At 48.7% G+C, this 24,699-nt stretch carries 21 protein-coding genes; 9 read left to right on the plus strand and 12 right to left on the minus strand.

The genetic code is table 11. The features are described 5' to 3' along the window. Window positions 1-37 precede the first annotated feature (37 nt). Window positions 38-3,601 carry an amino acid adenylation domain-containing protein gene (locus tag IY568_RS01115; RefSeq protein ID WP_194866575.1) on the minus strand — a complete coding sequence of 1,188 codons (3,564 nt, stop codon included), beginning with the start codon at window positions 3,599-3,601 and terminating at the stop codon, window positions 38-40. Between the two features lie 271 nt (window positions 3,602-3,872). On the opposite strand from IY568_RS01115, the gene purU reads away from it, so the two are divergent. Then, on the plus strand, window positions 3,873-4,703 hold the full coding sequence (purU, locus tag IY568_RS01120) for a formyltetrahydrofolate deformylase (RefSeq protein WP_194866576.1): 831 nt from the start codon (window positions 3,873-3,875) through the stop codon (window positions 4,701-4,703). Between the two features lie 56 nt (window positions 4,704-4,759). Here purU and IY568_RS01125 read toward each other — a convergent pair whose 3' ends face one another. Together IY568_RS01125 and acs are read right to left on the minus strand one after the other, a co-directional pair. Further along, the gene (locus IY568_RS01125) at window positions 4,760-5,413 is read right to left on the minus strand and encodes a response regulator transcription factor (RefSeq protein ID WP_138536096.1); all 654 of its coding nucleotides are present in this window, start codon (window positions 5,411-5,413) and stop codon (window positions 4,760-4,762) included. A gap of 85 nt (window positions 5,414-5,498) precedes the next feature. After that, on the minus strand, window positions 5,499-7,436 hold the full coding sequence (acs, locus tag IY568_RS01130) for an acetate--CoA ligase (protein WP_194866577.1): 1,938 nt from the start codon (window positions 7,434-7,436) through the stop codon (window positions 5,499-5,501). Between the two features lie 323 nt (window positions 7,437-7,759). Between acs and IY568_RS01135 the strand changes: the two genes are divergently transcribed. After that, window positions 7,760-8,938, plus strand: a complete 1,179-nt coding sequence (locus IY568_RS01135; RefSeq protein ID WP_125558241.1) for a DcaP family trimeric outer membrane transporter — start codon at window positions 7,760-7,762, stop codon at window positions 8,936-8,938. Between the two features lie 237 nt (window positions 8,939-9,175). Here IY568_RS01135 and IY568_RS01140 read toward each other — a convergent pair whose 3' ends face one another. The 3 genes from IY568_RS01140 to IY568_RS01150 all read right to left on the minus strand — a co-directional run bounded on the left by IY568_RS01140 (window position 9,176) and on the right by IY568_RS01150 (window position 11,932). After that, window positions 9,176-9,868, minus strand: coding sequence for a DUF3581 family protein (locus tag IY568_RS01140; RefSeq protein WP_010383189.1), 693 nt, complete (start codon window positions 9,866-9,868; stop codon window positions 9,176-9,178). Between the two features lie 135 nt (window positions 9,869-10,003). Next, window positions 10,004-10,648 carry a cytochrome b/b6 domain-containing protein gene (locus IY568_RS01145; protein ID WP_138536092.1) on the minus strand — a complete coding sequence of 215 codons (645 nt, stop codon included), beginning with the start codon at window positions 10,646-10,648 and terminating at the stop codon, window positions 10,004-10,006. Window positions 10,649-10,777: 129 nt separating this feature from the next. After that, window positions 10,778-11,932, minus strand: a complete 1,155-nt coding sequence (locus IY568_RS01150; protein WP_125558245.1) for an iron-containing alcohol dehydrogenase — start codon at window positions 11,930-11,932, stop codon at window positions 10,778-10,780. Window positions 11,933-12,084: 152 nt separating this feature from the next. On the opposite strand from IY568_RS01150, the gene IY568_RS01155 reads away from it, so the two are divergent. From IY568_RS01155 to IY568_RS01165, 3 genes are all read left to right on the plus strand, one after another. Continuing rightward, complete coding sequence (locus IY568_RS01155) at window positions 12,085-12,954, plus strand: LysR family transcriptional regulator (RefSeq protein ID WP_138536088.1); 870 nt, start codon at window positions 12,085-12,087, stop codon at window positions 12,952-12,954. An 85-nt stretch (window positions 12,955-13,039) separates the two neighbouring features. Then, a complete protein-coding gene (locus IY568_RS01160) occupies window positions 13,040-13,522 on the plus strand; it encodes a glutathione peroxidase (protein WP_138536086.1) in 483 nt (160 codons plus the stop codon). A 1-nt stretch (window position 13,523) separates the two neighbouring features. Next, complete coding sequence (locus IY568_RS01165) at window positions 13,524-13,967, plus strand: MarR family winged helix-turn-helix transcriptional regulator (RefSeq protein ID WP_138536084.1); 444 nt, start codon at window positions 13,524-13,526, stop codon at window positions 13,965-13,967. 92 nt (window positions 13,968-14,059) lie between these two features. Here IY568_RS01165 and gltX read toward each other — a convergent pair whose 3' ends face one another. The 4 genes from gltX to proB all read right to left on the minus strand — a co-directional run bounded on the left by gltX (window position 14,060) and on the right by proB (window position 18,290). Then, entirely contained in the window at window positions 14,060-15,547 is a 1,488-nt protein-coding gene (gltX, locus tag IY568_RS01170) for a glutamate--tRNA ligase (protein WP_138536082.1), read from the minus strand. A gap of 101 nt (window positions 15,548-15,648) precedes the next feature. Next, window positions 15,649-16,014, minus strand: coding sequence for a glutaredoxin family protein (locus IY568_RS01175; protein ID WP_010383201.1), 366 nt, complete (start codon window positions 16,012-16,014; stop codon window positions 15,649-15,651). 69 nt (window positions 16,015-16,083) lie between these two features. Next, entirely contained in the window at window positions 16,084-17,037 is a 954-nt protein-coding gene (locus IY568_RS25215; protein WP_194866578.1) for a GGDEF domain-containing protein, read from the minus strand. A 128-nt stretch (window positions 17,038-17,165) separates the two neighbouring features. Then, window positions 17,166-18,290 (minus strand): glutamate 5-kinase, encoded by a 1,125-nt coding sequence (gene proB / locus IY568_RS01185; RefSeq protein ID WP_194866579.1) that lies wholly within the window; start codon window positions 18,288-18,290, stop codon window positions 17,166-17,168. A 178-nt stretch (window positions 18,291-18,468) separates the two neighbouring features. Between proB and IY568_RS01190 the strand changes: the two genes are divergently transcribed. Next, complete coding sequence (locus IY568_RS01190) at window positions 18,469-18,672, plus strand: hypothetical protein (RefSeq protein WP_138536078.1); 204 nt, start codon at window positions 18,469-18,471, stop codon at window positions 18,670-18,672. An 18-nt stretch (window positions 18,673-18,690) separates the two neighbouring features. Here IY568_RS01190 and IY568_RS01195 read toward each other — a convergent pair whose 3' ends face one another. After that, window positions 18,691-19,191, minus strand: coding sequence for a DUF1543 domain-containing protein (locus IY568_RS01195; RefSeq protein WP_194866580.1), 501 nt, complete (start codon window positions 19,189-19,191; stop codon window positions 18,691-18,693). 134 nt (window positions 19,192-19,325) lie between these two features. On the opposite strand from IY568_RS01195, the gene IY568_RS01200 reads away from it, so the two are divergent. Beyond that, window positions 19,326-20,969 (plus strand): amidohydrolase, encoded by a 1,644-nt coding sequence (locus tag IY568_RS01200; RefSeq protein WP_194866581.1) that lies wholly within the window; start codon window positions 19,326-19,328, stop codon window positions 20,967-20,969. A gap of 53 nt (window positions 20,970-21,022) precedes the next feature. Here IY568_RS01200 and IY568_RS01205 read toward each other — a convergent pair whose 3' ends face one another. After that, window positions 21,023-21,253, minus strand: a complete 231-nt coding sequence (locus IY568_RS01205; protein ID WP_125558266.1) for a YgjV family protein — start codon at window positions 21,251-21,253, stop codon at window positions 21,023-21,025. A gap of 309 nt (window positions 21,254-21,562) precedes the next feature. Here IY568_RS01205 and IY568_RS01210 point away from each other — a divergent pair, with 309 nt between their 5' ends. Then, window positions 21,563-22,219: a Crp/Fnr family transcriptional regulator gene (locus tag IY568_RS01210; RefSeq protein ID WP_125558268.1), complete on the plus strand. Its 657-nt coding sequence runs from the start codon at window positions 21,563-21,565 to the stop codon at window positions 22,217-22,219. A gap of 243 nt (window positions 22,220-22,462) precedes the next feature. Then, on the plus strand, window positions 22,463-24,406 hold the full coding sequence (locus tag IY568_RS01215; RefSeq protein ID WP_194866582.1) for a hypothetical protein: 1,944 nt from the start codon (window positions 22,463-22,465) through the stop codon (window positions 24,404-24,406). Window positions 24,407-24,699: the final 293 nt, after the last annotated feature.

Raw genomic sequence — 24,699 nt, forward strand, 5'->3', positions numbered from 1 at the left:
TACTCTAGCACTTGGACTGTATAAGTAAACAGTACTTTTACGACGAAATCTCGACATTTTCAGACAAGGTATGAGTCGGTTTTAGCCCGGTAGACGAGGTCAGTAAACGACTCATAAACCAAATAAACACCTCGCTTTGGCCGCTTAACTCACATTCCCCGTCACACAAACTTTGCAGTAGCATCCGCACATCCAAACGCGTCAATGCAGCCAGCGCATTGCTATTAAGGCAATGTATGCGGCACACCGCTAACCCAGCCTTTGTCGCCTCATTCGTGGTCACGGCATCTTGCGACAAAGTCAAAGTATACCTGCTGTCTGGCGTGCTCAATTCAAGCTGTAACTCAGGGACTTTGCCTGACTGCGTTTCTCGCCACTTTTCCAGGTAAGCGGCAAAGGAGCACCACCAGTCATTCAGTCGCGTTGTTTCGAACCAGGGTTTTGGTTGTACCGCCGCAGCGCTGGCAAATACCGCCTCTACCTCCTGCACGGCTTCGCGCAGCGCCACCAGTGTGACATCCACATCTTGTTTAGTATGTGCCGCAGAGCAGATAAACCTTAAGCGGCCACGCCCCGTTTCAACAATCGGATAAGTCACCGCTGAGGCCTGAATACCTTTTTCATACAAGCGCTGTACAATCGCATACAGCTTGTCTTTATCAGCAAAATGCGGCGTGACAATCGGCCCGTCTCCACTGCCTAAATCAAAGCCGGCGGCACTGAATTGAGCCCGCATGTAGCGGGCATTCTCCCATAGCCGTTCACGCAGCGAATCATCCTGGCTGATGCGCTGCAGTGCAGTGAGTGCCGCTGCAATGTCAGCCGGGCTTACTGAAGCCTGAAAGATATAGGCTCTGGCAGACGCCTTGAGTAAATCAACATACTCAGCTCGGGCGGCCACTACACCGCCCAGACTGCCCAATGACTTACTCAGTGTGGTCATGATGAAGTCAACCTCTTCGCTGACCCCCTGTGCCGCACAGATCCCCGCGCCATGCTTCCCGTAAAACCCAAAGGAATGGGCTTCATCAACCAGTATTAAAGCCTGATAACGCTTAGCGGTGCGTACAATTTCTGCCACAGGTGCCGCGCCTTCCCCCATGCTGTACACACCCTCGATAATCACTAACACAGTGCGATAGGGAGAAGTTTCGCTATCCAGCACACAGGCCAGATCATCCACATCGTTGTGCTTAAAGGTGCGTACTTTGGCGCCGCACAAGCGTGCGCCATCAACAATAGAGGCATGACAAAGTTGATCGATCACCACCACATCGTTTTCGCCCAGCAAGCCCGCTACGGCACCAACATTGGCGGTATACCCGGTGGGAAATAAACAAGCGGCAGATTTGCCCACCAGCGCAGCAAATTGTTGTTCAAATGCCAGATGCAGATCAGTTAACCCGGACGCAGCCGCCGAAGTGCCCATGCCGGTGCCAAACTCAGTGACGGCCTGACATGCGGCATCAACTACCTCTGCATCCCGGTTCAGGCCAAGGTATAAATTCGTGGTCCAGATAATCGCCTCTCGTGCATCGCTATGATGTGCATCTGCGACCGTACCACGAGTGCCACTTCCAGAGCGCAGCACTTTGCTGTAGGGGTTAGCTCGACGCTTGTTGACCAGTTGCGTGGCTGCCTGTACCACATTACTTTTATCGCCAGCCGACCAGGACGGCGCCTTGGCCACAGCAAACGTGGGATGGCTGGCGCGTAATTGAAATTGCAAGTCAGCCAAAGTGTCACGCAATGGTTGCTGAATCTGCAATACCTCACAACCATTTGACGCCTTTAGGTGCTGAGCCAGACGCTGAGGCGTATTGAATTGATAAATTGCCTGCACCGGGCAGCGCAATTCAAGCAGGTTGCTCAGACGGTTGCTCAGCTCCAGCGAGGTTAATGAATCCAGACCCGCCTGCTCAAAAGTCTGCGATTGCACAGCATGAGCGCTGTGGCCCAGCAGAGTACTTAACTCGTCACAGATCACGGCAATCAGTGCCTGCTCCGAGTCGGCAACTCTGGCGGATCGCCGTGGCTCTGGCTCTGCCGACAGCTCAGGTAAGCTGTTGCGATCTAACTTACCGTTGGGCAGGTACGGCAAGGCCGTCAGAAAACATACGCTTTGAGGCACCATGTGCTTTGGCAAATGCCGCGCCACGTAAGATAAAATCACATCTGTACTTACAACTTCTCCCTCATCGCAGACAACACAGGCCTGTAACCTGGCCTGCACATATCCTCGCTGTAACACATTCACAGCGGCGGCGGCAATACCCGGCATAGTGTTCAGAATCGCTTCGATTTCCTCCAGCTCGATGCGAAAACCGCGAATTTTGACCTGCTGATCGACACGGGAGATAAAGCGCAATTCTCCGCTTTCTGTCCACTGACACACATCGCCGGTTTTGTACAAACGTGGCTCCACAATGCCACTATCCGGCGCTGGTGTGATAAAACGCGTCGCTGTGCGTGAGTCGTCAAACAGATACCCGGCAGCCAGTTTGTCACCCGCCAGATACAACTCACCCGCTTCACCTTTGGAAACAGGCTGCAACGCATCATCAAGCACATAAGCACGGGTGTTAACGACAGGCTGCCCAATGGGGATTTCTGCCATGTCCGGATGCAATTGTACAGCCGTTGAAAATACCGTGTCTTCTGTTGGCCCATAAACATTGATAACACGCAGAGTAGGCTGCTGCGCATAGACTTGTTTTACCAATGCGGGTTTAAGTACTTCACCACCAAAAATTAAGCACCGCAGTGTGTCTGGGAAGGTATAGCCACTGAGTAAGGCCCGCAGGGCTGAGGGCACACCGATGCAGGTTCGAACCCGGCCAGCACTCGGTAAATCTGGCAGTGCCAGAATATTTTTCGCCAGGATCACGGTCCCCCCCAGCAATAAGGTGCCTAAGATCTCCATCACTGAGGGATCGAAGCACACCGACGTCGCCGCCAGTACACCACTCAGCTCCTCTTCGTTTAACAGCGTGCCCATGGCCTGTGTCATGGCAAGCACGTTACTCTGTGTGACTGCCACACCTTTTGGCTCACCGGTCGACCCTGAGGTATAAATCACATACGCGAGGGCCTGCGACTCCAGTTCAGGAGATGGCAGAGAGGGCAACTCATCACCGATGTCAGCCAGCGAAATTTGTCCAGGCATACTCTGGCATAATTCAGCCGACGTGTTGCTATCAACGATAACTGCGGCAGCCTTACTATGTGCTAGCATATAGTCAATTCGGGTACGCGGATAACTCGGATCCAACGGCACATAAGCACACCCGGCTCTCAACACCCCGAGCAAAGCAGCCACCAGCTCCCAGCTACGCTCCATACACACACCGACTAATGCACCGGGCTCTATCTCATGGCTCACCAGCTTAGCCGCAATGGCCCCGGCACGCCCCCACAATACCTGATAGCTAATCTCCTTCGTCCCGTCAATCAGTGCGATTTTTTCTGGGTTACGCTGTACCAGGGCGGTCAATGTGGCGGCAATAGAATGCGTGATGCTTGATGTATCACACACTCTCAGCTCTTTTTCCCGATGTGTGTGCTGATCGGATGAAACTGAAGTGCCAGTTAAATGGTCCATACCTATTTCCTTTATTGTTATTGTCAACCTTGTCACTCTTCGAATTTAAGCGGAGTGATTTACGCAGCTTAACGATAGTATTGGTGTTTGATGTGACAATAGGCACTATAAAAGCGCCATTTTTATACACATAAATTCAACACAAACATTAACATTTACTTAATCAAGTAAGCCAGTAAACCCCCTGACCGGGTACGGACTTTTGTCTGCTTGTTTTTTACGTTCAACGGGGTATTGTGAAGAATTCATAAAAACGTATGGGAATGAGGATATGAGTATAGTTTTAACGACCCAGTGCCGAGATGATGTGGGGTTGATCGCCAAAGTAACCGGGCTGTGCTTTGAGCATAATCTGAATATCGTGCGCAACAATGAGTTTGTTGATAACGCAGGCGAGCGCTTTTTTATGCGCACAGAACTGACCGGGACAGTCAGTGAAGCATTTTTACCACAGCTTCGTAATGCACTCCCAGACGGTGCCCAGGTGCATTTACACGGTAATGAAAAAACCAAAGTAGTCCTGCTCGCAACCAAAGAAGCCCATTGCCTGGGTGGTATGCTACTGAAACAGTACGAAAATGCCTTTAATGTCGAAATCCAGGCGGTGATCGCTAACTACGATACGCTTAAGCCACTGGTGGAAGGCTTTGGCGTGCCTTTTCATCTGGTTTCCCATCAGGGCCTGACCCGGGAGCAACATGACGATGCCATGGCCAAAGTGATTGAGCACTATCAGCCCGACTTTATCGGTCTGGCTAAATATATGCGCGTCCTCAGCCCTGATTTTGTTGCGCGCTTTAGCAATCAAATCATTAATATTCACCACTCTTTTTTACCTGCGTTTATTGGCGCAAAGCCGTATCACCAGGCCTTTGAGCGAGGGGTAAAAATCATTGGTGCGACTGCACATTTCGTTAATGATGAGCTGGACGAGGGGCCAATCATTATGCAGGATGTCACCCAGGTGAGCCATGCAGATAGCGCAGAAGCCATGGCAAAAATGGGTCGGGATATTGAAAAAGTGGTATTTTGCAAGGCCATTCAGCTGGCAGCAGAACATAAGCTGTTTATCAACGGCAACAAAACCGTCGTGTTTGCCTAGCACACAATACAACGCCAGCATCCTGGGCTGGCGTTTGACACGCTCCTGGCTCGCAGCTAACTCGTACTTTCCACCGGTTCCAGTTGCAACTTAGCAGCAATTAGCACGGCCTGTGTCCGATTATAGACACCCAGTTTACGGAATATCGCGGTAATATGTGCCTTGACCGTCGCTTCTGAAATATTCAGTTCATAAGCGATTTGCTTGTTGAGTAAACCTTCATGCAGATATTGCAGAACCTTGTATTGCTGGGGTGTCAAAGAAGCAATTTGCTGTGCCAGCTGCTTGTCTTCGCCGTCGAGTTCGGCAATCTGATCTTTCAGGCTGGCAGGCAACCAGACATCCCCTTCGAGCACCTGATTCAGTGCTTCAACAATTTCTTGTGATGATGACGCCTTGGGAATAAAGCCCATGGCACCATAGCCCATCACTTTAGAGATCACATTCAGGTCTTCACTACCCGACACCACCACGATAGGCAAACTCGGGTAATCTTCACGGATCCGGATCAGGCCATATAAATCGCCATTGCCCGGCATATGTAAATCCAACAACAGCAGATCCAGCTCTTCCTGTTCGGATAATTGTTGCAAGGTTTGCTCAAAGTTCTCAGATTCGAAAATCTCTAACCCGTCAAACTGATTCTGTAGTGCCCCCTTTAATGCTTCGCGAAACAGAGGGTGATCGTCCGCAATTAAAAACTGGTTCATGCTTGGCTCCTAAAAAATCGGCTGTCATTTCGACAGCGATATAGTAGGTCAATATTTTGTCATAATTCAAGCGATTAACGCCCAATTAACGGTTTAGTCTGTTTTCGATCAATTCATCGACCACGCTAGGGTCGGCCAAAGTCGAAGTATCGCCCAATTGTTGATACTCATTCGCCGCTATCTTACGCAGAATACGACGCATGATTTTACCGGAACGCGTCTTAGGCAGACCCGGTGACCATTGGATCATATCCGGTGACGCAATCGGGCTAAGCTCTTTGCGTACCCAGTTGCGCACTTCCTTGGTCAGCTCGTCTGTGACGGCAACCCCTTCGTTTGGCGTCACGTATACATAAATGCCCTGACCCTTAATGTCATGGGGATAACCCACAACCGCCGCTTCTGCGACTGCTTCGTGTGCAACCAGGGCACTTTCAATCTCAGCGGTGCCCAGACGGTGACCTGACACATTGAGTACATCATCCACACGACCGGTGATCCAGTAATAGCCATCTTCATCGCGACGACAGCCATCGCCTGTGAAATACACGCCCGGATAGGCCGAGAAGTAAGTTTGTTCGAAACGTTCATGATCGCCATACACTGTGCGTGCCTGCGAAGGCCAGCTGTCCAGGATCACCAGATTCCCTTCCGTCGCACCTTGCAATGTATTGCCCTCTGCATCGAACAAGGCCGGCGCGATACCAAAGAATGGACGGGTCGCCGAACCCGGTTTCATATCCGTTGCGCCCGGCAGTGGCGTGATCATGATGCCACCAGTTTCAGTCTGCCACCAGGTATCCACGATGGGGCACTGGCTGTTACCAATCTTCTCGTAATACCAGCTCCAGGCTTCCGGGTTAATCGGCTCGCCTACTGATCCCATAATGCGCAAACTGGTGCGTTTTGAGCTGGCAATTGGCTCATCGCCTTTCGCCATTAAGGCACGGATAGCAGTCGGTGCTGTGTATAGGATAGTGACATTGTGCTTATCCACAACTTCACCGATGCGTCCTGAACTTGGGTAAGTCGGGACACCTTCAAAAATAACCTGAGTGCAGCCATTTACCAGCGGACCATAAGCCATATAACTGTGGCCGGTGATCCAACCTACATCGGCAGTACACCAGTAAACATCGTCGGCTTTAACATCAAACACATACTCGTGTGTCATGGATGAATAAACCAGATAGCCACCGGTCGTATGTACGACCCCTTTTGGCTGGCCGGTTGAACCAGACGTATAAAGGATGAACAGAGGATCTTCGGCATTCATTGGCTCAGGCTCACACTCACTGGCAACATCAACCACCAGTTCATGCCACCAGACATCGTGCGCTTGCCATTCCACCTCTCCACCGGTGAGCTGATGCACAACTACATGTTCAATGTTAACACCGTCCTGGCTGACCGCTTCATCCACATTTGCCTTAAGCGGTACACAATTACCACCACGACGGCCTTCATCTGATGTGATCACAACTTTCGCACCCGAGTCTTTGATCCGATCAGCAATCGCTGAAGGTGAAAAGCCACCAAACACAACCGAGTGAATAGCACCAATACGGGCACACGCCTGCATGGCGTAAATTGCCTGTGGCGTCATTGGCATATAGATGGCAACACGGTCACCTTTTTGGACACCCAGCTTCTTCAGGCCATTGGCCAATTTTGCCACTTCATCGTGCAGTTGCTGGAAGGTGATATGCTCACTTTGCGTTGGGTCGTCGCCTTCCCAGATCAGCGCGACTTTGTCTGCATTGTCTTTCAGGTGACGATCAATACAGTTGTAAGAGGCATTCAATACACCATCTTCGTACCATTTAATGCTGATATGGCCTTTGTCAAACGACGTATTCTTTACTTTGCTGTAAGGGGTAAACCAGTCAAGGCGCTTACCATGCTCCGCCCAAAACGCCTGAGGATCGTCAATGGATTCTTGGTATAGCTTTGTATATTGATCGTTATCTACCAGCGCTGCGTTCCTGATGGCTTCAGGAACCGGATAAATGCTCTGTGACATAGTCATCTCCATGTTGATTTTTGGCCAGACGGCGATGCACCAAGGATCGCCCACTCTTTTTATATTAAGTATTAGACCTTAGTTGTACTTGCACCTGTATTGCAAACATAGTAGACAAACCGGGCACTTCTGCAGATGTACGACAGGCGCAAGATACACAATGCAGAGTCGTTTCCCGCTGACATCCCACCTTAGTCGTATAGACCAAAGGTTAATTGAGTAAAAAGCCGTCATCAACAACATTGAAGAACACGAAGCACATTCGCTGACCTCACCCCGGGTTTGTCTGCGCAATCCGGAGCAATGTATACAGGAATTCAACTATGACAACAGCAAAGAAAAATAACTTAACGCTTAGTGCCCTGGCCGTGCAAACCGCGTTACTTGGCGGCCTGCTCACAGCCAGTGCCAATGCGGCTGAGCTGGGCAGTACTGAAGTAAAATATGGTGGATACATTAAGCTGGATGCTATCTGGAGTGACTTTTCCGATGGCAGTTTAGGCTCACAGCATATTGGCCGGGATTTCTATGTTCCTGGTACCACTCCTGTTAGTGGCGGCGAACCTAAAGATGCGGTATTTGATATGCATGCTCGTCAGTCGCGCTTCAACCTGTCTACAGATACCAAGCTGGATGATGGTAGCAGTATTAAAACAAAAATTGAGCTGGATTTTATCGCCTCAACCGGCGGCAACGAGCGTGTGACTAACTCTTACTCACCACGAATTCGTCAGGCGTATGTCACTTACAAAGGCTGGTTGTTTGGTCAGGCCTGGTCTAACTTCCAAAATGTTAGCGCCCTGCCTGAAACCCTGGACTTTGTCGGCCCGGCTGATGGCACCGTGTTTGTTCGCCAAGCTATGGCCAAATACACCATTGGTAACTGGTCTTTTTCAGCGGAAAACCCGGAAAGTACCATTACCTCTGAAGGTGGCGCGCGCGTGGTAACAGACGACGCCAGTATGCCTGATTTTACCGCACGATATACCTATAAAGCGGACTGGGGACACCTGGTGGTTGCCGCCTTAGGTCGCGAGTTGACCTATAAAGTCGCCACGGCAGATGAAAGCGAGACCTCATTCGGGATCAGCGCATCTGGTCGTATCAACTTTGGTAAGAACAACCTTAAGTTTATGCTGACACAAGGCCAGGGCCTGGGTCGTTATGTGGGCCTCAATGCAGCACATGGTGCGGTCTATGATGGCAAAGACCTGCATGCAATTGATTCGACCTCCGGATTTATTGCCTACCAGCATTACTGGAACCCACAGTGGCGTTCGACCTTCCTGTATTCTTTCTTGTCTGCGGATAATGACAAAGATCTGCTTGGTATCACCATAGATCCCACAGAGTCGACCACCAGCTATAGCGCGAATATCCTCTACTCACCGGTTAAAAAGCTGACCTTTGGTGCGGAATATAAAGTCGCAACACGTGAAACTGAAAGTGGCGCAGAAGGCGATCTGGACCGCCTGCAGTTCTCCGTAAAGTATGTTTTTTAATACCAATTTGCTTAATTAAGTGTTCTATTTTGAAGCGAGAAAATGGGGTCGATAGCAAGACAAAAATTTGTGAACTTATGTCTAAGGTATAAGGTTCTAAATGAGAAATTTTTAACGCCGTTAGCGTCCTATTTGATCCTTCAAATTGAACAGGTATTTAGCGAAATTGGTATAAACTCCCGCAACAAAAAGCCCGCATGATGCGGGCTTTTTATTTTTAAACTGTGTGTGCAGTGCTTACAAGGTTGCTTTTCGCTCGTTGTAATACTCAATCAGCTTATCGACAGCTTCCTGACAATACTCCCGTACGCCTGCAACCACCATGTGCTTTTCACCCTGACCAACCTGCTCATCACCATGGAACAGATTAAATCGCAGGACGATTTTGCCGCGTTTGCCTTCAAAGGAAAACTCAGGCTCCGCCGGTTCAAGAGTCACCGACTCAATGTCCAGCTTATCCAGGTGAATCGACATTGATTCGTAGATCACCATAGGACGCGCTGGGTTGATCATCACATCTTGTTTGCCCATCAATGGAATAATCACATGTGGGAAAGTCGTGCCCGAGAACTCAACATAGTTACGGATCAAGCTGCTGGTCAGGCTGTCACATTGTTTGATTTCACCACTGCGTTTCACCGACAGCATGACCTTATCTTCTGAGGTAATATCAAAAGCGTCACTCAACGGTGGAAACTGCAGACGACTGGTTTCATCCACCATGCCGACAAAATCAAAATGCATATTCTCACTCACACCGTAGCGTTCCAGGACTAGTGAGAACAGCAGATCACCCGGTACACAGAATTTTTTAGCATCCACATCGTGCAAAGGGTTAAAGTCATCCGCCACTTGTTTAGCGAACTGACTGGCCTGCTCGCGGCTAATTGCCACGCTATCCATTTCTTGCTGGTAATAAGGAGTTAGCATAATTCACTTCTGTATTGCGTTAAAACCGCACTATGTTAGCAGAATTATGACCCACAGAGGTCATATCTGTTTAAGTTTCCTTAAAAAGACGTTTTTATCTGTTAAAAGTTTAGTAATTGCAACAAGTTAACAAAATCAAAATAGAGCCATAAGGGGTTCATACCCCCACGTCAGCAACAACACCGCACTGAATACAACAAAGATACCATAAGCCAACAAACCACTGCGCATCGCCGGCGCTGCTGCAACTGGCTCAGTTGTCTTACCCGTGAGCAGCGGCTTAACGAGGTTTTTGCCTCTCAGACGATAGAGCACAATCGCACTAATATGCACGGCAATGGCAATCAGCAAAATGTCGATATTGGTATGATGAATATCACCCGCCAACTCAGCCCAACTATAAGGCACATATGAAACCAGTGGCCCTTCAACCAAAATATCGTCGGTCGTGAACAACCCAGAGATCAACTGCACCATGATCAACACAAAAAATGCCAGTACCATGAGGCTACCTGCCGGATTATGACCAACAAACGGGGCTGAAGATTTCAACGAAGCAAGCACGGCTTTTGGAGAGTGGAATAAGCTGCTGAGTTTTGCAGTCTGGCTCCCGATCAGGCCCCAAATCAAACGCGTCGCCATCAGTGCCAGTAACAGGTAGCCTGTTACAAAGTGGATTTCCAGCCAGCCTTCTTCGCCACTGAAATACAGCACCGCAATGCCAATGACCAGTAGCCAGTGAAAGCCACGTATGAATCCGTCCCAAACTTTAGTTGCCATGCTATTTACCCCGCGTGATATTGGTTACAACCCCCGAAGGGTATCACAGCCGGGAAAAATACGTGAATTCAGGGCGAAGATTTGCGCTCATCGCCCCGAACAGTGAGATTAATATGCAAGATTCTGAGGTTACAGGCACGCAGCCACAATGGCGCGTGATTTGCTCAGGTCAACCTGCTGATGCTCTCCCAGTGCAACCATGCCATGACGCTCCAGTTGAGCGACGATTTTATCCACCGCCTCTTCACCGACACCATAGTCACTGAGACGCGTTTTCATGCCCAACGACTGGAAGAAGGCTTCGGTTTTCTCAATCGCCTGATCAATCGCCTGTGCTTCGTCACTGATATCCAGGCCTAACACACGCTCTGCGTATTGCAGCAATTTGCCTTGTTTACTGTCACGTTGTTCATGCATTACACGTGGTAAAACAATGGCCAGAGTCTGAGCATGGTCCAATCCATAAACGGCTGTTAATTCATGGCCAATCATGTGAGTTGCCCAGTCATGCGGTACCCCTGAACCAATCAGCCCATTCAGAGCCATGGTCGCTGACCACATTACATTAGCGCGAACTTTGTAGTCCACCTTGTCTGAGAAGAGTTTCGGGCCGTCTTCCATCAAAGTCAGCAACAGACCTTCTGCAAAACGGTCTTGGACTTTCGCATCAATGGGGTAAGTCAGATACTGTTCCATCACATGTACAAACGGATCGACCACACCATTGATCAACTGACGCTCAGGCAGGGAGCTCATAACCGTGGGATCCAGCACCGCGAATTTAGGCTGTACCTGCGGTGAGGCAAACGGCAGTTTGTCGTTGGTTTCTTTGTTTGAGACCACACTGAAGCTGTTCGACTCAGAGCCCGTTGCAGGTAAGGTCAGCACGACGCCCAGATCCAGGGCCGATTCGATTTGCGCCCCTTTGGCCAGAATGTCCCAGGGCTCACCCTTAAACTCAGCCGCTGCCGCAATAAACTTACTGCCATCAATGACCGAGCCACCGCCAACAGCAAGCAAATAGGTATATCCTTGTTGACGAATGACCTCGACCGCCTGCATACAGGTCTGATAGCTGGGGTTTGGCTCAATACCACTGAACTCACCCCAGTGATGATTGGCCAGCGCATCACTTACCTGCTGGTATATGCCATTGCTTTTAATGCTGCCACCACCATAGATGACCAACACTTTCGCGTCAGCAGGAATACTGTCCGACATAGCGGCAATCTGACCTTCTCCAAAGAGGATCTGCGTTGGGTTATGAAAACTGAAATTCAGCATGCTTTGTTCCTGTTAGTTTGTGACTCGATATAAAACGACTCTCAGTCTAGCCTGACAGACTGTCATGATCATTAGTTCACTGGCAAATTAATTTTGCCATACTGCAACAATACTAATACCATATTAATCTTACTTGCACTGGAGAAACAAAAATGTGGCAAGGGCTGGATATCTTTCTCGCCGTCGTTGAGCAGGGCAGTTTCAGTAAAGCCGCTCAGGCACTGGATGTATCAACTTCACATGTGAGCCGCCAGATCCAACAACTGGAGCAGCGACTGGGCACTTTGTTGCTGCAACGCACCACACGCAGCATTAACCTGACCGATGCAGGCAAGCATTACGCAGCCAAACTCAAATTGATCCAGCAAGAACTCAGCGAAGCCAATGATCAGCTGCTGGGTGGCCAGCAAATACCGAAAGGACACATTCGCATTACCGGTGCCGGGGATTTCGTCGCCAATACGGTTGCGCCAGTGATTGCCGAGTTTTGCCTTCAGTATCCGGAAGTGACCGTTGAGATTGATTTCAACAACCGCAACGTTGATCTGGTTGAAGATGGCTTTGATCTGGCGATCCGCTTTGGCCGCATGCGTGACTCCAGTCTCATCGCCCGTAAGCTGACACCCCGACCCATGACCCTGGCTGCCAGCCCTCGTTATCTTGATGCTCACCCAGCCCCCACACATCCGCATGCGCTGGCTCAGCATAATTGCCTGCTAGCCGCAAATAATCGATGGCGTTTTATCATTGATGGCGAGATTGAAGAAGTCAAAATCAACGGCAACTGGCGGACGAATCACCCACATGCCCTGTTACAGGCCTGCCTGCAAGGACTGGGGATCTCTCATCTGGCACGCGACATTGTCGAGCCGCATCTCGCCTCAGGTGCACTGATCAGCCTGCTGGATGAGTTTCAGGTCACCGACAACGCCTCCTGGCTGGTTTATCCGCGTAAAGATCTCATGCCCTACCGCGTGCGCCTGCTTATCGACTTTCTCTTGGAGCGGTTTCAGTCCACATAGAAAAGCTTTGACTGAATAAAACTTGATCTATGTGGTCTGTTACTCTAAATTATATCGCACACGATATAATCTTGAGAGATTTTAAATGACAACACTATATGAGTTCAGTGCAAATACACTGCAAGGACAGCCGTTTGAGTTTAGCAGCCTGCAAGGCCGAGTCGTGCTGGTTGTTAATACTGCCAGCCAGTGCGGATTGACCCCCCAATATGAGGGACTTCAGGCGCTGCATGAGCAATATGGTTCGCAGGGTCTGAGCATCATTGGCTTTCCCTGTAACCAGTTTGGCCAGCAGGAGCCCGGCAGTGCCAGCGAGATTCAGCAAGGCTGCCTGATCAACTATGGCGTGGATTTTCAGATGATGGAAAAAATCGACGTGAATGGTGCACAGGCACACCCGTTGTATGCTTATCTTAAAGACGCTCTGCCCGGCCTGTTTGGTAATAAAATTAAGTGGAACTTTACTAAATTCCTGCTGGGTAAAGATGGCCAGCCATTAGCACGCTATGCGCCAACAACAAAACCTGAGAAAATAAGTAAAGACATCGAAAAAGCATTAAGCGCATAAAATGAAAGAGCAGCCCTCGGAACTACGTCTGGACAATCAATTGTGTTTTAGCCTGTATGCCGCATCGCGGCAGGTCACCCGGCTTTATCAACCGCTGTTGAAGGCACGCGGCCTGACGTATCCGCAATATATTGTACTGATGATCCTCTGGCAGCAGGATGGGTTACTGGTGGGAGAAATTGGCAAACGCGCGCAACTCAATAGCAATACACTTACGCCACTGCTTAAAAGGCTGGCCCAGCAAGCATTAGTCACGCGGGAGCGCTCAGAACGTGATGAGCGTCAGTGTCATATTTACCTCACAGAAAAAGGCAAAGCACTGGAGGCTGACTGTAGCTGCATTCCCCAACAAATGCTGGCACAAACCAAAATGCCACTGGCAGATCTGCAACAGCTCAAGGCACTCCTGGATGGCTTTTTAACGAGTCAGTTAGATGCTGATTAGCCATAAAAAAGGCTGAACCTCAGTTCAGCCTTCTATTCCAACCCGTTTCATTACCCCGTCAATCGGAAGGGCATAATGTGAGTTGTTCGCCGTTACCCTATGCTTGGGTATTCACGGTATGCTTTTTCCAGCTTCTTCGCTTGCTTCTTAGACACACCCAGGTGATTTAATGCCACCCGTAAACGCGCACGAGACAAGTCTGATCCCAGGATCTCCATGGCATCCACCACAGAGGTCGACGAGGTCTTGCCGGTAATGGCAACGAAGATTGGCTCCAGGAAGTCCTTGATCTTCAATTCGTGGAAGGTCGCTACAGACTTAGCCACGGCGAAAACTTCACTCTTGTTCCACTGACGCAGCTTGTCCAGTTCCCAGATAAAGAACTGCAGTGCCTGACGCACGGTGTCTTCTTCTGCTTTGCCCGCAGTTAATAGTGCCGGATCATACTCAGGGATCCCACCAACAAAGTGACCTGCCAGACCAACCAAATCAGACAAGGTATTAATGCGGGTTTTCGCTTCTGGCAGCACTCGCGCCAACATCTGGCCATTGAGCTTCCAGTCAACAAAGCGTTCAATCAGCTGTTCATCGCTGAGATCTTCACGGATCCACAGGCCATTTAGCCAGCTTAACTTATCGATATCAAATACCGGACCACCCAAAGACACGCGCTTCATGTCGAAGTGTTCAATCATTTCAGCCAGCGTAAACTTCTCACGCTCATCAGGCATAGACCAGCCCATACGGCCCAGATAGTTCAGGACCGCTTCTGGCAGGTAACCCATTTCTTTATAGTAGTTAATAGAAGTCGGGTTCTTGCGCTTAGACAACTTCGACTTGTCCGGGTTACGTAATAATGGCAGGTGGCCAAGAACAGGCGCTTGCCAGCCAAAGTCTTCGTACAGCTTGAGCAGTTTCGGCGCTGAATTGATCCACTCTTCACCACGGAAGATATGGCTGATCTGCATATGGTGATCGTCAACCACGTTGGCCAGGAAGTAAGTTGGGAAGCCATCCGCTTTCAGTAGCACCTGCATGTCGACATTTTCCCACGGGATCTCAATCTCACCACGCAGGTAGTCGTTAAATTTAAAGCTGCCTTCTTCTGGGATCATCATACGGATCACATAAGGTTTGCCCGCATCCAGGTTTGCCTGTACTTCTTCCTGAGTCAGTTTCAGACCACGGCCATCATACTTAGGACGTAAACCCTCGGCCATTTGCTGCTCACGCATTTCGTCGAGTTCTTCAGCCGTCGCAAAACAATAAAACGCCTTGCCTTCTTCCACCAGCTGATGAGCATATTTTTTATATAAGTCACTGCGTTCAGACTGACGGTAAGGACCAAAATCACCGCCGACATCCGGTCCGTGATCCCACTCCAGGCCAAGCCAACGCAGGCTGTCCATAATTGCTTGCTCTGACTCCGGGGTGCTTCTTTGCTGATCGGTATCTTCGATACGCAGAACAAATTCACCACCTTGCTGCTTGGCAAAACAATAGTTGAATAACGCAATATAGGCTGTGCCTAAGTGGGGATCGCCCGTCGGTGACGGTGCAACACGCGTGCGGATAGTCATGTTTTTTCTCTTAAATTGTGTCTAATGAGGTCATGGGGCTAATGCTAGCATAGCCCCTTGTACGGGCAAACCGCTGACAGCCAGTATGCCGGATGTCGAGATTAAGCGGCTTGCTCAAGCTTTTGTAAATAGTCAACAATGTCGTTCGATTCATATAGCCAGGTTACCTGGTTCTGCTCTTCAATTCTCAGGCAAGGTACTTTGATTCTGCCCCCCTGCTCTTGCAGCTCCTGACGATATGCCTGATTATTCTTGGCATCACGGGTTTCCAGTTTCAGGCCTTCCCGCTTGGCGGCACGACGCACCTTAACGCAGAATGGGCACCCTTTGAATTGATACAGTTTCAGTTTGGCGGTTTGCGCATCCAACTTGGCTTGCGCCTCTGCAGGGCGCTTTTTACTGCGCGGGGTAAAGATAAAATCAAACAGTAAAATCAGGCTGCCAAGCAGCATACGGATTAATTTCATTGTCATACTCCAGAATTCTTGTGGCGCGTAGAATACCACAGAATTGCCGGAAAATTGGCACCGAATGACTTAAAAAAGTTCAATATCTGAGGTCGTAACCTGTAAAGAGACGCCCTCCAGCGTGCCATAAAAAACGACCCGGTCCCGGCCATGTTGTTTGGCATGATACAGCGCCATATCGGCCTGGTTAACCAGCTCGGACACTTGCATCACATCCGTCACATCCGTAAAGCCAACACTCAGGGTCACCTGGCCCACCTGAGGAAATGTTACAGAACGGATCACGCCGCGTACGCGATCTAACAAAGATTGGGCTTCGCTATCATTGTGCGCCTGAAACAAGACTGCGAACTCTTCGCCTCCGTAGCGAAACACATAGTCCTCGGCTCGAAAATTCTCTTTCAGATGCTGAGCGGTCAATAAAATCACTTCATCCCCTATGACATGACCAAAGGAGTCATTGACGCGCTTAAAATGGTCTATGTCGAACAAGGCCAGATACCAGCGACGCGGATCCGGCTCTTCTCGGGGCTGCAAAAAGCCCTGGCCTGAGGCGATTTCGAGGACCTTCTCATCAAAGGTCTGGCGGTTGAGTAATTGAGATAAGGGGTCAATACGGGCCAGTGCCAGTGTATGTAGCTGATGAAAAAACACATTCATCAAATGTGCAGTCAGATTGCAACTAGCCGGGGTTAACGCCTCATAGATCCACAGCAATCCAATCACCTGGTCATCAAGCCGTAACGGCATACAGGTGTAGGATTTACTGATGAGCACAGGTTTGCCCATACACAGTTGGGCTTTCTCGAGCATCTCTTGCAATGCCATGGGTTCGCTGACATGTTGCTGATAAATCAGCTTTAGCGCTTCTTTGTTAGACAAGCTAGGGCGAATAAAAAAACTCAAGGGTTGTTCTGGCAGCAGCGACTGTAGAAAGTCGCAAAACTGCTGGTACAATGCCTGCTCTTCTTTCAGCTCTAACAAGCTAATGGTGTATTCGTGTCCGCAAGTGGAGGTAGTCACGTAATTGCCCGGTATTCAGACCCAACTTAAAGATTAGCGCTTATTTACCAGCTTTCAATCCAACCTTCAAAACGGACCTGACCTGAGCCCGCGAATAACAGACTCAGCCAGGTAGCAACGAGTAAAACTTAGAGTGAGCCGGCGTAGATATCCAGTAACACCAGGTCGTCACGATGTACCACTACATTAGACGCCGGATACCCCAAAACCAGGGGGATTTCACTGCTATGCAGACGTTTGATTTGGTCCATTTCCTGATGATCAAAAGCGACCAGCCCTTTGGCAAGCAGTTGATTGTCAAGGTCGCGTACTTCGATTACATCGCCCCGCGCAAACTCGCCGCCGATGGCCACAATGCCCTTCGCCAACAAGCTTGCCCCCTGATGCGCGATGGCAACCACCGCGCCGGGGTCACATTGTACATAACCCGTTGATTTAGGGCCTGACAAGAGCCATTTTTTACGCCCCTCAAGTGGCGCATCAAAGCGCACAAAGGTGGTGCTTTGTGCAGTACCCGCCATCACCTGTTCAATTACCTGAGGCTCAGCCCCTTTAGCAATGATGGTCTCAATCCCGGCCCGCTGTGCTGTACGTGCGGCTTCGAGCTTAGTATACATACCGCCAGTGCCCAGCTTACTGCCAGCCCCACCCGCCAGCGCCATCAGTGACTGATCAATAAACTCGACCTCAGAGATTAACGTGGCCTTGGGGTTGCTGCGAGGATCAGCCGTGAACAGTCCAGGCTGATCGGTCAGCAACATAAGCTTATCGGCGTTGGCCAGAATCGCCACCAGCGCAGATAAGTTGTCATTATCACCTACTTTTATTTCTGATGTGGCAACAGCATCATTCTCATTAACGATGGGGATCACCTGATGTTTCAGCAACTGGGTTATAGTATCGCGTGCATTCAGGTAGCGCTCCCGGTCTTCTACATCTGCGCGAGTGAGCAGTAGTTGTGCCACAGGCTGATCAAATAGCGCAAACAGAGACTGCCATAAGTGGATTAATTGACCCTGGCCAATGGCCGCCAGCATTTGTTTTTCTGCTATCGAAACGCCGACGCTGTGCTCAACCGCATCTCTGCCCGCAGCCACCGCCCCACTGGACACCAGCACGGGCAGATAACCCTGTTGTTTGAGTGCCATACACTGAGTGACAATATCGATCATACGTGGTTTATTGAGCTTATCTGTACCGGCAGTAAGCACACTGGTCCCCAATTTAATCACGATAACCTTACTTTTCTTCATTCCTCATTCCTTCACTGTATAAATGACAGGCATTGAGCTTTGTTATATCACGAAGAGGGGTGCAAAAAAATGGCACTGCAAAAAAGGGGTTGGATCAAAGAAACGCCCGCATTAACTTGCGTTGTCGAGCCAACTCGTTTAAAAAGCCTGTGACGAAAAGTAATGACAGGCTGGGATCATGAGCAAACCAAATAAAGAACTAAAAATGTTACCTTTACTCTTTGTAAGCATCGCTTTGTGTATTGGTGGCCACTTTATTTTGCAGCCTAACTATCAGGACAGTCATATTGCAGAATATGCCTTAGCAGCGCTGCCCTTTCTGATGTTTGCGATTGTCATTATTGCCATCAAGATCGCCATTAAAGCAGATAAAGAAGAATAAACCGGGGCAGCGGCACCATCACAACTTATGATAGCCAAACCACTGCGGGGCGATGGGCTGGGATTGACCGCTGGGCGTCAGCTGAACGTAGTGCTTTCCATCGATGAGATCTAACACCATACAGTCATCCACGGCATACAAATCATCTTTATGGCGCAATTCGGTATCAGGCAGTAATGTGTTGAGCGCACGGGCTTTGGCCGCTTGTGCTGTTGGGGCGACAAACAAGCCAAATTCATGCTGCTCAGCCAGACTGTCATGGCGATAGCCTCCCAGATTCACAAAATATAAATTGGGCTGTTCAAGGGGCGGCTCACTGACCAGGTCTAACTGGTAACCATCGATATGTTTGAGCGCCACATAGCTGTCCATGTGTACTTTGTCTTTGTCACCGACCCATTGCTGCTTTAGCGCACCAAATGTGTCTTCAATACATGTACCAACCACGAAACGAATATCATGCATTTCAATGTGACAGCCACTCAAACGGCCGCCCAGATAAACCATAAATAACTGCATTATTGACCCTATAAAATGAACATATACCAGTTTATGGTACCACAGTGGCTTTTCTGTCTCAGTTCGATGTCTTTTTAAGACAAAATGCGGTATTGGTTGCTAAACAAATAAAATAACACAAGGAAACTCCCGCCATGATCCGGTTTATTTGCCTGGCCCTGACTTTGTACAGTGGGATCAGCATGGCTCAGTTTACACTGATACACAATGTCAACGGTTATACCCCCACTCGCAGCGGCGAAATCAAGACCTTTGCAACCTTAGTGATTAAGGATGGTAAAGTCGTTCGGGTGGGCAACAAGCAGCTTACAGCCCAATACCCAAAAGCCAGCAAATTTGATGGCCAGGGGATGACTTTACTACCAGGGCTAATAGACGCGCATGGTCATATCATTGGCTTGGGCAATAACCTATCCCGGCTTGATATTCGTGAAGCCAATTCAGTCGAGCAGGTAGGTCAGCAACTTAAGGAATTTAGCACCCAAAACCCCAAAGGCTGGATCCTTGGGCGCGGCTGGGATCAAACACGCTGGACGCCTAATCGTTTTCCCACTGCGGCTGATCTGGACAAATTTGTCAAAGATCGACCTGTGGTCCTGACGCGGGTTGATGGACATGCAATTTGGGTCAATAGCATGGCAATGTCATTGGCGGGGATTGATGCACAAACGGCCTCTCCTGCTGGCGGTGAGATCCTTCGGCATTCTTCAGGCAATCCGACCGGTATTTTTATCGACAAAGCAGAGAACTTAGTAAAAAAACACATTCCACCCACGTCCACCGCACACCTTAATCAGGCTCTGAATAAAGCCGGTGATCATTTGCTCAGCCTGGGCATAACCAGTGCACATGATGCAGGTATCGATAAACAAACCTGGAAGCTTTACCAAAGCCGCTCACAGAGTCAGACCTTACCGCTGCGTATCTATGCCATGCTCAGCGCCGCAGATCCTCAGCTGGACAGTATGTTAAAAGCGGGTGTGTATAAAGATAAGCGCGATATGCTCTCTGTACGCAGTGTTAAAATTTACGCGGATGGTGCCTTGGGTAGCCGAGGTGCTGCACTACTGAAAGACTACAAAGACCGTCAGGGCTATCGAGGCCTGATGCTTGAGCAGCCGCAACACCTCGAACAATTGATAACACAGGCCGTTAAACATGGCTTTAGTGCGCACACGCATGCCATTGGCGACCGCGCCAATCGGCTGGTGCTGGACAGCTATGAAAACGTCTTTAAAACCACCGGTGGTAAATTATTGAGAAACAGAATAGAACATGCGCAAATTGTTGAGCCAGATGACATTCCAAGATTTAAGACCCTGGATATCATTCCCTCAATGCAACCTGTGCATGCCACCTCAGATATGCACATGGCTGAACAAAGGCTGACCGATGAGCAGTTAAAAGGGGCGTACGCCTGGCAAACCTTTTTACAACAGGGCAGCAAGGTTGCCGCTGGGTCGGACTTCCCGGTAGAGCTAGCCAACCCGTTTCATGGCCTGCATGCTGCAATCACTCGCATGAATGCGCAACAACACCCGCAGCAGGGTTGGCGAAATCATGAACGACTGACACGAACACAGGCTTTACAGGCGTTCACGTTAGACGCAGCCTATGCCGCTTTTCAGGAGTTTAAGCTGGGCAGTCTTGAACAGGGTAAATGGGCTGATTTTATCTTGCTAGATAAAGATTACTTTAAAGTGCCAGAGCAGGAGATCAGAGACATCCAGGTTAAACAGACTTGGATTGCGGGTCAGCTACGTTATTCACAAGATTAAGCTTGTATCAGACTGAAACTCAGAGCGGCGCGACAGCCGCTCGATATGCCCTGTCAGGAGGAAGTGTCTCTATCTGAGCGGTGTAGCTTAGCTAGGTGATAAATATTCACCAGCGCCAGTAATCCGTTGGTTAATGCAACGGGCCAGGCAGTGATCATTACCCCATAAATGGTGAAGCAAATACACCCTGCGAGGTTGAACCAACGTAACTTGACTACATTGGACATCATTAGAGAAACGACTAAAAAAGCGGACGCAACGTAACCTAAAAGTTCCCAAGTCATTTGTTCTCTCCTCGCAGTTGAGTTAGCATTATTCAGTGTAGACACCAAGACTCAGAATGCAGGATAATAGCACTTGTCTAAATTGGCGTTGGCTTGCATAAAGCACACTGTCGTCATGCAAGCAACATTGAATAAAAAGGCTAACTCACTAAACCCCATAGAAATTAGGACCTGAAATAAGCTCTAACACGGGAACGGGGTGAAAAGCATTTAGCCTCTCAATCGGGTGAGTTAGCATGAAACCGATGACACGCATGCTATCTTCATAACAAATTAATAAATAGGACAATTGTCCGAAGAGCCATCCAGATGTTTCAATATCATTTTTCAACCACTTTGGTGGAACAACTACTCAGCTTCGCTGGTAATAGTTTTCAGCACACAAAAAAAGAAGTGCTCATCCATCAGGATGAACCACTCACAAAGCTGATCCTGGTGAGAAGTGGTACGGTGTCTTTTAGTTACGATGTGGGTAATGGTCGGCGCCTGCTACTGGGCCAGCTAGACTGCAACAACACCTTAATAGGTGAGATTGAAGCATTGAATAATCAGCCATGTATATACACGGTCACCTGCCTGAATGACGTACAATATAACTTAATCGAGCTGAAGCATTGGCGGCAGCTTTTGCTCGAGCAGCCGGAGTTAAGCTTATACACGGCACAAACGATTGCGGCAAAATTCACAGAAAACCAAAAAATAAACCTCGACAAACTATTACTACCGCTAAGTTACAATATCGCCAAAGATTGCTTACTCAGAGCAGAGAACAACCATCCAGCTTTGTTGCGGGCCTATTCAACCGTTAGTGCTGAAGCAGAGCGCTTTGCGACTACAGAACGTGCCTATCGCCGTGTGGTTAGTGAACTTGTTGAAAAAGGGTTAATTGTGAGAACGTCGGAGGGTTTAAAGCCCGTAGACATGGCAAAATTACAGGAATTTATCGACGCATTTGCGCAAATTTAATTACTTATAATGCTTCACAATAGTGGATTATTAACAGAAGTAGCGTGATAACCTAAAAGTACATCAGTAGGTTATTATTTTATGTGAAATTTTGGATAAAGATCGAGCAGTTCACTTGACGAAAAATTAATGTGGGCTTATCCTCTAAACACTAATTTGCGTGCGGGGCAAGGCTCACTTACATCTGCAAAGCATTAGTGACTACTCTCAGTTTACTTGGATTTAAAGGAAAAGGTAAAAATCATGGGAAACAAACAATTCAAACTAACAAAACTTGCCCTGGCATTGGGCGTTACAGTTAGTTTAGCAGGCTGTTTTAGCGACAATGACAATAACGTTGATATCCAGCCGCCACCAACGGACACAGTTAAAGTTGTGACTCCTCCTACGGATCAGGTTGTTGAAAAACAAGCTGGTTCATTCACTATCGTTGTAGCTGACACGCAAGGTAACCCACTGGCGGATACTGTTACTGCAACTATTACTTTCCCTGATGGTTCAGAAGGTGTCTTGAATACAGCCGGTGCTGCACTTGGTGAAGACGACACATCTTCGCAAGCAAGCTCTTTCGGCTTTACTGTAGCCGAAGTACCAGCGGAAGGTGTTTCAGTTGACTTCGTCGTAACGGCAGAAGGCTTCCTATCAAATTCAGGCACTGTTGAACTAACTGCAGATGCTGCTGATGTCGCTGAGCTGGTACGTCTAACTCCTCGCTCACTTGAGCAAGCAGACGGCGCGGTACCAATCATCGCGACTTCTTCAGCTATTGGTGACCTTGCAGGTGAAGGTGTAACAGCTACATACACCGCTGAAGCAGGTTTAGCGATTGAAGGTGCTGATGCACTAACACTTGAAAAGAACCTAGACGCTGCAAAGAACGAAAAGAAAGCTGCTGGTGGTGTAACTGTAACTGTTAAGAACGGTACACAGTTCTTAGATGCAAATGACCAACCTCTGACTTCAGCTCCGACTGTGACTGTAGCTTACTTCGCTAACGAAGCACAGCGTAACGCTAACGAAACAGATGACGTTGCAGCAACTGAATCTGCGATTGATGCATTCCCTGGCGGCCTGGCGCTTACAGTAGCGCAGAATGAAACGACTAACATTGACGGTGCATTCTCTACAGGTGGTTTCGTTGCGATTGAAATGGTTGATGAAGAAGGCAACAAAGTTTCAAAATTTGGTGAAGGCAACTCAATTCAGGTTGCAATGAAAGTAGACAAAGCGACCAGCAACCCTTGTCCACAAGTATTCGACGGTGAAGGCACTGTTGCAGCAGCTGCGGAAGGTGACAACGGTCTGTTTGAAAACGGCGTATGTAAAACCAACCCTACACCTCGTCAAATCGCTGTAGATGATATCTTCCCTGTATGGAGCTACAACGAAGACGCTGGTGAGTGGTCTTTTGAAAGCTATGGCGTAGTTACAGCTGACGAAGATGAAAATGCTTCAACGTTCAACGTTGTTGTTGACGTAAACCACTTGTCTTACTGGAACCTGGATTTCTTCACTTATATCCTGAATGCAGAGAAGTGTGACAACCGTCGCGTAAACTTCAACATTGTTGATGCTAACGATCAGCCAAGCCAAGAATACGCAGACGTATTGGTTGAAGCGAACAGCTACCGTCTACTTATCGGCGCATACAACCGTTCTGACCTAACTAAAGGCACATTCAGAAACCCACCATCATTTGAAGTTAAACTGAAGATGATGAAAGACGGTGTAAATATTCTGGATAACGCAACTGACGGTGAAGGCAACGTGGTTGGCGGCGCTGCTGATGGTGAAGCAACAGGTGTTACTTTCTCTAACTTGTGTGACCTGAACAACGGTACATTGAAACTAACTACTTCAGCTGCTACAGAAATCACTAAGACACTGACTCCTCAGTTAGTTTGTTCTAACAACAGTGATGCTGACGTTCCAGCAACACCAGTTACAACACCAACTGTTGTTCAGCTGTTCCGTCAAAACCGTTTCGTTAAAACTTTCTACCCTTCAGGTGCGTTTGACGTAACACTGGAAGAAGGCGATACAGCTTACTCTGTACGCTTCAAAAACCCGAACAACAACACTTGGTTTACTCAAGACATTGCTGCTAACGCAACTGCTGCAACGCTTGATATCCCAGTAACGTGTACTATCACCGACCAACCTGCAACAGGTACCGGTGGTAACTAATCACTAAAGTAAACTGAATTAAAGCCGCGTTAAACGCGGCTTTTTTATTTGAGTGCCAAACAAAAACCACCACAGCACAATTTAGCAAATAGCTTTGAACAGTGAAATCTCGTGCCAATGATTGCATATGTTCGCTGGCCCCGGCGCTGACATAAAAAAACTCAGTGCTTATTAAATTTACGCAATACCTGACGACCCAGTACGATACAAACCCTCTCGATACCTGACCAACTAGCATACAGCCGGATCACACTATACCGCCCAGAGCTCGCCTGTTTTGTTGTATCTAAATC

Origin of the sequence: Pseudoalteromonas sp. PPB1 (genome assembly GCF_015356275.1) — a bacterium.
GTDB lineage: Bacteria > Pseudomonadota > Gammaproteobacteria > Enterobacterales > Alteromonadaceae > Pseudoalteromonas > Pseudoalteromonas rubra_D.

Bases quoted from the DNA above. Each gene is read 5' to 3' on its own strand.
- IY568_RS01125 (WP_138536096.1), bottom strand. From the start codon at position 5,413: ATGAACCAGTTTTTAATTGCGGACGATCACCCTCTGTTTCGCGAAGCA.
- IY568_RS01175 (WP_010383201.1), bottom strand. From the start codon at position 16,014: ATGAAATTAATCCGTATGCTGCTTGGCAGCCTGATTTTACTGTTTGAT.
- purU (WP_194866576.1), top strand. From the start codon at position 3,873: ATGAGTATAGTTTTAACGACCCAGTGCCGAGATGATGTGGGGTTGATC.
- IY568_RS01160 (WP_138536086.1), top strand. From the start codon at position 13,040: ATGACAACACTATATGAGTTCAGTGCAAATACACTGCAAGGACAGCCG.
- proB (WP_194866579.1), bottom strand. From the start codon at position 18,290: ATGAAGAAAAGTAAGGTTATCGTGATTAAATTGGGGACCAGTGTGCTT.
- IY568_RS01135 (WP_125558241.1), top strand. From the start codon at position 7,760: ATGACAACAGCAAAGAAAAATAACTTAACGCTTAGTGCCCTGGCCGTG.
- gltX (WP_138536082.1), bottom strand. From the start codon at position 15,547: ATGACTATCCGCACGCGTGTTGCACCGTCACCGACGGGCGATCCCCAC.
- IY568_RS01140 (WP_010383189.1), bottom strand. From the start codon at position 9,868: ATGCTAACTCCTTATTACCAGCAAGAAATGGATAGCGTGGCAATTAGC.
- IY568_RS01200 (WP_194866581.1), top strand. From the start codon at position 19,326: ATGATCCGGTTTATTTGCCTGGCCCTGACTTTGTACAGTGGGATCAGC.
- IY568_RS01215 (WP_194866582.1), top strand. From the start codon at position 22,463: ATGGGAAACAAACAATTCAAACTAACAAAACTTGCCCTGGCATTGGGC.
- IY568_RS01210 (WP_125558268.1), top strand. From the start codon at position 21,563: ATGTTTCAATATCATTTTTCAACCACTTTGGTGGAACAACTACTCAGC.
- IY568_RS01155 (WP_138536088.1), top strand. From the start codon at position 12,085: ATGTGGCAAGGGCTGGATATCTTTCTCGCCGTCGTTGAGCAGGGCAGT.
- IY568_RS01115 (WP_194866575.1), bottom strand. From the start codon at position 3,601: ATGGACCATTTAACTGGCACTTCAGTTTCATCCGATCAGCACACACAT.
- IY568_RS01205 (WP_125558266.1), bottom strand. From the start codon at position 21,253: ATGACTTGGGAACTTTTAGGTTACGTTGCGTCCGCTTTTTTAGTCGTT.
- IY568_RS01165 (WP_138536084.1), top strand. From the start codon at position 13,524: ATGAAAGAGCAGCCCTCGGAACTACGTCTGGACAATCAATTGTGTTTT.
- acs (WP_194866577.1), bottom strand. From the start codon at position 7,436: ATGTCACAGAGCATTTATCCGGTTCCTGAAGCCATCAGGAACGCAGCG.
- IY568_RS01150 (WP_125558245.1), bottom strand. From the start codon at position 11,932: ATGCTGAATTTCAGTTTTCATAACCCAACGCAGATCCTCTTTGGAGAA.
- IY568_RS01195 (WP_194866580.1), bottom strand. From the start codon at position 19,191: ATGCAGTTATTTATGGTTTATCTGGGCGGCCGTTTGAGTGGCTGTCAC.
- IY568_RS01145 (WP_138536092.1), bottom strand. From the start codon at position 10,648: ATGGCAACTAAAGTTTGGGACGGATTCATACGTGGCTTTCACTGGCTA.
- IY568_RS01190 (WP_138536078.1), top strand. From the start codon at position 18,469: ATGAGCAAACCAAATAAAGAACTAAAAATGTTACCTTTACTCTTTGTA.